Source organism: Staphylococcus sp. AtDRG32, assembly GCF_004365845.1.
GTDB classification, from domain to species: Bacteria; Bacillota; Bacilli; order Staphylococcales; family Staphylococcaceae; genus Staphylococcus; species Staphylococcus hominis.
On the sequence record NZ_SODE01000009.1, the window covers coordinates 47,763 to 54,748 of the forward strand.

A 6,986-nucleotide genomic window follows, 5' to 3' on the forward strand; every position below is an offset into this window, starting at 1 on the left:
TGGTTATTTTCTATATTTATAACATATTGGCAGCCAAGGACTGAATTAAACATGGGTTTACACCCACGTTTAATTCTAGTCCTTCTTGCCTAGATGAGACAGTAAAGTCTGTCTCTTTTTTTATCGATGATCTACATTTCGATATGTTTGAATAATATGTCCAATTTTGTCGATAATTGGATCTAAAGAGTCGGGGTTTTCATGAATATCATATTCATTAATATTCACTCTTACTACAGGACAAGCATTAAAATTGTTAATCCAATTTTCATAGCGTTTAAATAACTTTTTCCAATATACCGGATCAGTATTCATTTCCATATCGCGGCCACGTTGATGAATACGGTCGATTACTTCATCATAATCACAATCTAAATAAATTAAAACGTCTGGTTTAGGGAAATAGGGTGTCATAACCATTGCTTCAAATAACTCCGAGTAAGTTTTAAAATCTTCTTTACTCATTGTTCCTTGTTCTTCATGCATTTTTGCGAAAATATCAACATCTTCATAAATAGAACGATCTTGTATAAAGCCTCCTCCGTATTCAAACATGCGTTTTTGTTCTTTAAAACGTTCAGCTAAAAAATAAATTTGCAGGTGGAAACTCCAACGTTCAAAATCATTATAGAATTTATCTAAGTAGGGGTTATGGTCTACATTTTCAAAGGAAGTTCTGAAATTGAGTTTATCAGCAAGCGCTTGAGTTAATGTAGATTTTCCTACGCCTACTGTTCCAGCAATTGTAATAATTGCATTTTGAGGGATACCGTAATTATTCATATTTTATATCTCCTATCATGGGTTTAATTTGGTTTAAAATCAATTGATAATCTGATTCATTTTGTACAAAATCTAAATCAGAAGTGTCGATTAAAATCACATTAGCACCTTCGTTTTTTAATGTTTCATAAAATGATAAATAATCCTTTTTTAAATTAAGTAAGTAGCTATCTTCAATTTGATGTTCAAAGCTACGGTTACGTTTAGCAATGCGACGTTTCAGTACATCTAAATCAGCATCTAAAAAGATAATCATATTAGGTAATTCAAGATCTTCAGTTAAAATATTGAAAATACGATTGAATTTATCAAATTCTGATTCGTTAAGTGTATTGCGCGCAAATATTCTATTTTTATAAATATGGTAATCACTTACCACACCTTGATTAATTTTTGCAATATCTTGTGCTTGTTTATAACGATTACAAAGGAAGAACATTTCAGTTTGAAAACTCCATTTTGAAATATCATCATAAAAATCAGAAAGAAAGGGGTTTTCATTAATGATTTCATTTTCTTCATAATAATTAAAGGTTTGGCTAATTTTATGAGTAAGAGACGATTTGCCAACGCCAATCGGACCTTCTATTGCAATAAATGGTTTATTCATAATTACATCTCCAAATGTTAAAATAGACATTGAGTATTTTATCATAAGTAAGGGATGACACATATGACAAATGATGAATTTTACATGAAATGTGCAATTGAAGAAGCGAAAAAAGCTCGACAACTTGGTGAAGTTCCTATCGGAGCAGTGATCGTTAAAGATAATGAAATTATTTCACGAGCCCATAATTTAAGAGAAACCCTGCAACAACCTACTGCTCATGCTGAACACTTAGCAATAGAACGGGCAGCTAAAGTCATAGGAAGTTGGCGTTTAGAAGATTGTACATTATATGTCACATTAGAACCCTGTGTCATGTGTGCTGGAACGGTTGTAATGAGTCGTATACCACGGGTTGTATATGGCGCGATGGATCCTAAAGGAGGATGCAGTGGTAGTTTAATGGATTTACTACAACAACCACAATTTAATCATCGTGCAATTGTTGAACAGGGTGTGTTAGAAGAAGCGTGTAGCAATTTATTGAGACAATTTTTCCGTGATTTAAGAGCTAAAAAAGTTAAAAGAAACACATCATCGTACAAAAGATGATAAATTTGTTAAAATAGGAACGGTAAAACAAATTTAAATTTTGTAATTGTGTTCACTGAATATGTATGTTCTAAAATATAATAGCTGTAAGTTTAGCTAATGAAATGAGGTAACGGCATGATTAAACTGATTGCAACAGATATGGATGGGACACTGTTAAATGCAGCACATGAAATTTCAGAAGAAAATATTAATGCGATTAAATATGCTCAATCAAAAGGGATTACAGTAGTCATTGCAACGGGTCGTGCGTTTTATGAAGCAAGCACGCCCATGGCTGAAACAGATTTAAAAGTGCCTTATATTTGTTTAAATGGTGCAGAAGTACGTGATGAATCATTCAATATTATGAATACCTCTCATTTAAATCATGAATTAGTAGAACGAATTAAAGCGATTCTTGATCGAGAAGACGTGTACTACCAAGTGTATACGAATAGAGGGATTTATACAGAAGATCCAACACGTGATTTAGATATCTATTTAGATATTGCAAGAAATGCAGGCCAACAAGGTGATGTTGAAAAGATTAAAGCAGGGATTCAAAAACGTATAGATAACGGGACACTCAAAATTGTCGATAATTACAAGGATATTGAAGATATTCCGGGAGAACTGATAATGAAAGTACTGGCGTTTAATCCAGATCTTGAAAAAATTGAACGTATTGGAAAAGAATTATCGGCCATATCAAGTCTTGCTGTTTCATCATCATCACGTGGTAATTTAGAAATTACGCATTCAGATGCTCAAAAAGGAATTGCATTAGAAACTATTGCTAATCAACTTCATATTGACTTACAAGATGTCATGGCGTTAGGAGATAATTTAAACGATGTATCCATGCTTGAACGCGTAGGCTATCCAGTTGCGATGGACAATGCGATGCCCGAAGTGAAAGCTATAGCTAAATTGGTTACAGATACCAATGAACATAGTGGTGTAGGTAAAGCAATTATGAAAGTTTTAACTGAAGAGAAATAAATAATATTGAAGAGGTGTTAGAACGAAATGAAAGGACTTATTGTAGTAGGAAGTGCACAAGTAGGTTCACATACCAATGCACTAGCTAAATATTTAACAGGACAATTCGATAATCATGATGTCGACGTAGATATTTTTGATTTAGCTGAAAGACCATTAAATCAACTTGATTTTTCAGGAACAACACATTCAACAGAGGAAATTAAAGGCAATACAAAAGCGTTCCAAGACAAAGCAATGGAAGCGGATTTCCTAATTTTTGGTACGCCAAATTATCATGGTTCATATTCAGGCATTTTAAAAAATGCGTTAGATCACATTAATATGGAATATGTCAAAATGAAACCAGTGGGCTTAATTGGTAACAGTGGCGGTATCGTAAGTTCAGAACCACTCTCACATTTACGTGTCATTGTTCGTAGTTTATTAGGTATTGCTGTACCTACACAAATTGCGACACACGATTCGGATTATGCAAAATTAGAAGATGGCACACTGTATTTAAATGACGAAGAATTCCAATTACGCGCAAAACTATTTGTCGATCAAATTGTATCATTTGTCAATAACAGTCCGTACGAACATTTAAAATAAATTTTAATAATGTTAAAAAACACACTTATAAAGGAAGAAACGAGTTTAAAGAGCGATAGGTATCGCTCTCTTTTTATTTAACGAGAAAGATTGTATATCATTTGGAGATAATTATAACTTGGTCAAGTGAATTGACTTAAAAAGATTAAAGGTACCTATCTATTGTATGACCTAATATTTATTTTTTTATTGTAAAAAATTTTAAAAGTATTGTGTTAAATGGTAAAATACATTATCCTAGAAGTGTATTTACATATAATATTATGTGTATTTTACATTTTAAAGTGTAAATAATTTATTTATTAGGGGGTAAATATGAGTAAAAGAAGACAAGGTCCTATTAACAAGAGATTGGATTTTATTTCTAATAAGTTAAATAAGTACTCCATAAGAAAATTCACTGTAGGAACAGCTTCAATATTAGTTGGTGCTACATTGATTTTTGGTCACGCTGACAATGAGGCAAAAGCAGCTGAAGAAAATCATATGGAAAATACTTCTCTAAATAGTATAGAGAATAATAACGACAAAAATAATCAAAAAATTGACTCATCTAATGAAACTGCTACAACATCAACAGAAGATGTAACAACAAAAGAAGCGCCATCAAGTGAAGAAAATACAGAAGATGTAATAACAAAAGAAGCGCCATCAAGTGAAGAAAATACAGAAGATGTAACAACAAAAGAAGCGCCATCAAGTGAAGAAAATACAGAAGAAGTAACAACAAAAGAAGCGCCATCAAGTGAAGAAAATACAGAAGATGTAACAACAAAAGAAGCGCCATCAAGTGAAGAAAACACAGAAGAAGTAACAACAAAAGAAGCGCCATCAAGTGAAGAAAACACAGAAGAAGCAACAACAAAAGAAGCCCCATCAAGTGAAAAAAACACAGAAGAAGTAACAACAAAAGAAGCGCCAACAAGTGAAGAAAACACAGAAGAAGCAACAACAAAAGAAGCGCCAACAAGTGAAGCGAAAACAGAAGAAGTAAGAACAAAAGAACGAACAACAAGTGAAGCGAAAACAGAAGAAGCATCAACAAAAGAAACGCCATCAAGTGAAGAAAATACAGAAGACGTAACAACAAAAGAAGCGCCATCAAGTAAAGAAAATACAAAAGACGTAACAACAAAAGAAGCGCCATCAAGTAAAGAAAATACAAAAGATGTAACAACAAAAGAACCAACAACAAGTGAAGCGAAAACAGAAGAAGCAACAACAAAAGAAGCAACAACAAAAGAAGCGCCATCAAGTGAAGAAAATACAGAAGAAATAACAAATACTGTTTCTTCAGATGAAAATTTAAATCTTCGAGGTTCTGAGAAAAGTGAAGATAATAAGATTGAAGCTTTGAACTCAAACTATGATTTAAATAGTTCATTATCTTCGGAAGAATTAAACTTAAATAGCGCACCGATGTTTATGTCTTTATATAGCATGCCAGCAAGCGATTCTACTAATGAGACGTCTGCTATTAATTTACCAGCTACTACAGTAAGAGGAAGAGACAACTATGAATTTTATGGTAATGTAGATATTCAAGAAAATCCTACAGATTTAGATGCTAAAAATCTAACTAGATTTAACTATACTCAACCAACTGGAACAACTTCAATAGGTGCTGTACAATTTAAAAATCAAATCACATTTGATAATGATTTCGACTTTAATATTAGAGTAGCTAATAATCGTCAAAGTAATACTACTGGTGCTGATGGTTGGGGCTTTATTTTTAGTAAGGATGATGCAAATACTTACTTAAAAGATGGCGGCATTTTACGAGAAAAAGGTATGGCTGATGCAGCTGGTTTTAGAATTGATACAGGTTATTATTATAAAGATCCATTAGATAAAACTGAAAAGCAAGCAGGCCAAGGATACAGAGGATATGCTACTTTTGTGAAAAATGATGCCCAAGGTAATACATCTAAAGTAGGTTCGGGTAATCCTGGAGGTAGTGCCACTGATCCAAAATCTGACTTTATTAACTACGCTGATAATACAACAAACGACTTCGATGGTAAATTCCATGGTCAAAAATTAAATAATGTAAATTTAAAATATAATGCTTCAAATGAAACATTTACAGCAACTTATGCTGGTAAAACATGGACAGCTACTTTGTCACAATTAGGGTTAAATAAAAAAGATAGTTATAATTTCTTAGTAACATCAAGTCAGTTCGGAAATGGTGATGCTGGAACTTACGCAGGTGGTGTAATGAGAACAGACTTAGAGGGTGCAACACTAACTTATACTCCTAAAGCTCAAGAAGGTACACCAGAAACGACAACAGAAAAGATTCCGTATGAAACAAAACGTGAATTTGATCCAAAATTAGCGCCTGGTACAGAAGAAGTTGTCCAAAAAGGTGAATATGGAGAAAAAACAACAACAACACCTATCTATGTCAACCCAACTACTGGTGAAAAAGTAGGAGAAGGAACACCGACAACTAAAGTAACAAAAGAGGCAGTGGATGAAATCGTACATTATGGCGGTGAAAAAGTACCACAAGGCCATAAAGATGAATTTGATCCAAACGCACCTAAAGATAGTGTGGAAGAAATTCCTGGTAAACCTGGAGTTAAAAATCCAGATACAGGAGAAGAGGTAACACCTCCGGTGGATGACGTAACAAAATACGGTCCAGTCGATGGCGATCCGATTGTAGATAAAGAAGAGATTCCGTATGAAACAAAACGAGAATTTGATCCAAACTTAAAACCTGGTACAGAAGAAGTCGTACAAAAAGGTGAAAATGGAGAAAAAACAACAACAACACCAACTACGAAAAATCCATTAACAGGAGAAAAAGTAGGCGAAGGTGAACCAACAGAAGAAATCACAAAAGATCCAGTGGACGAAATCGTACATTATGGCGGTGAAGAAGTACCACAAGGTCATAAAGATGAATTTGATCCAAACGCACCGAAAGGTAGCGAAGAAGAAGTTCCAGGTAAACCAGGTATCAAAAATCCAGATACAGGAGAAGTGGTAACACCTCCAGTGGATGACGTAACAAAATACGGTCCAGTTGATGGCGATCCAATCATAGAAAAAGAAGAGATTCCATTTGATAAAAAACGAGAATTTGATCCAAACTTAAAACCTGGTACAGAAGAAGTCGTACAAAAAGGTGAAAATGGAGAAAAAACAACAACAACACCAACTACGAAAAATCCATTAACAGGAGAAAAAGTAGGCGAAGGTGAACCAACAGAAGAAATCACAAAAGACCCAGTGGACGAAATCGTACATTATGGCGGTGAAGAAGTACCACAAGGTCATAAAGATGAATTTGATCCAAACGCACCGAAAGGTAGCGAAGAAGAAGTTCCAGGTAAACCAGGTATCAAAAATCCAGATACAGGAGAAGTAGTAACACCTCCAGTGGATGATGTAACAAAATACGGTCCAGTCGATGGCGATCCAATCATAGATAAAGAAGAGATTCCAT

General features: G+C 34.0%; 6 protein-coding genes. 4 read left to right on the forward strand and 2 right to left on the reverse strand.

What is annotated here, in order from left to right:
* Window positions 1-120: 120 nt before the first annotated feature.
* Window positions 121-783: a deoxynucleoside kinase gene (locus tag BDW25_RS10140; protein WP_133945517.1), complete on the reverse strand. Its 663-nt coding sequence runs from the start codon at window positions 781-783 to the stop codon at window positions 121-123.
* Complete coding sequence (locus BDW25_RS10145) at window positions 776-1,393, reverse strand: deoxynucleoside kinase (RefSeq protein ID WP_002455719.1); 618 nt, start codon at window positions 1,391-1,393, stop codon at window positions 776-778. Before BDW25_RS10145 ends, BDW25_RS10140 begins: the two co-directional genes overlap by 8 nt.
* 63 nt (window positions 1,394-1,456) lie before the next feature.
* Here BDW25_RS10145 and tadA point away from each other — a divergent pair, with 63 nt between their 5' ends.
* The 4 genes from tadA to BDW25_RS11090 all read left to right on the forward strand — a co-directional run.
* Window positions 1,457-1,945, forward strand: a complete 489-nt coding sequence (tadA, locus tag BDW25_RS10150) for a tRNA adenosine(34) deaminase TadA (RefSeq protein WP_133945520.1) — start codon at window positions 1,457-1,459, stop codon at window positions 1,943-1,945.
* 117 nt (window positions 1,946-2,062) lie between these two features.
* Window positions 2,063-2,929 (forward strand): HAD family hydrolase, encoded by an 867-nt coding sequence (locus BDW25_RS10155; RefSeq protein ID WP_002488393.1) that lies wholly within the window; start codon window positions 2,063-2,065, stop codon window positions 2,927-2,929.
* A gap of 27 nt (window positions 2,930-2,956) precedes the next feature.
* A complete protein-coding gene (locus BDW25_RS10160) occupies window positions 2,957-3,523 on the forward strand; it encodes an NADPH-dependent FMN reductase (RefSeq protein WP_133945523.1) in 567 nt (188 codons plus the stop codon).
* A 315-nt stretch (window positions 3,524-3,838) separates the two neighbouring features.
* Window positions 3,839-6,986 (forward strand): E domain-containing protein (locus BDW25_RS11090; RefSeq protein ID WP_243830620.1); only part of this gene is annotated, 3,148 nt, incomplete at its 3' end.

Coding starts and splice junctions, on each gene's coding strand:
- BDW25_RS10140 (WP_133945517.1), bottom strand. CDS start 783: ATGAATAATTACGGTATCCCTCAAAATGCAATTATTACAATTGCTGGA.
- BDW25_RS10145 (WP_002455719.1), bottom strand. CDS start 1,393: ATGAATAAACCATTTATTGCAATAGAAGGTCCGATTGGCGTTGGCAAA.
- tadA (WP_133945520.1), top strand. CDS start 1,457: ATGACAAATGATGAATTTTACATGAAATGTGCAATTGAAGAAGCGAAA.
- BDW25_RS10155 (WP_002488393.1), top strand. CDS start 2,063: ATGATTAAACTGATTGCAACAGATATGGATGGGACACTGTTAAATGCA.
- BDW25_RS10160 (WP_133945523.1), top strand. CDS start 2,957: ATGAAAGGACTTATTGTAGTAGGAAGTGCACAAGTAGGTTCACATACC.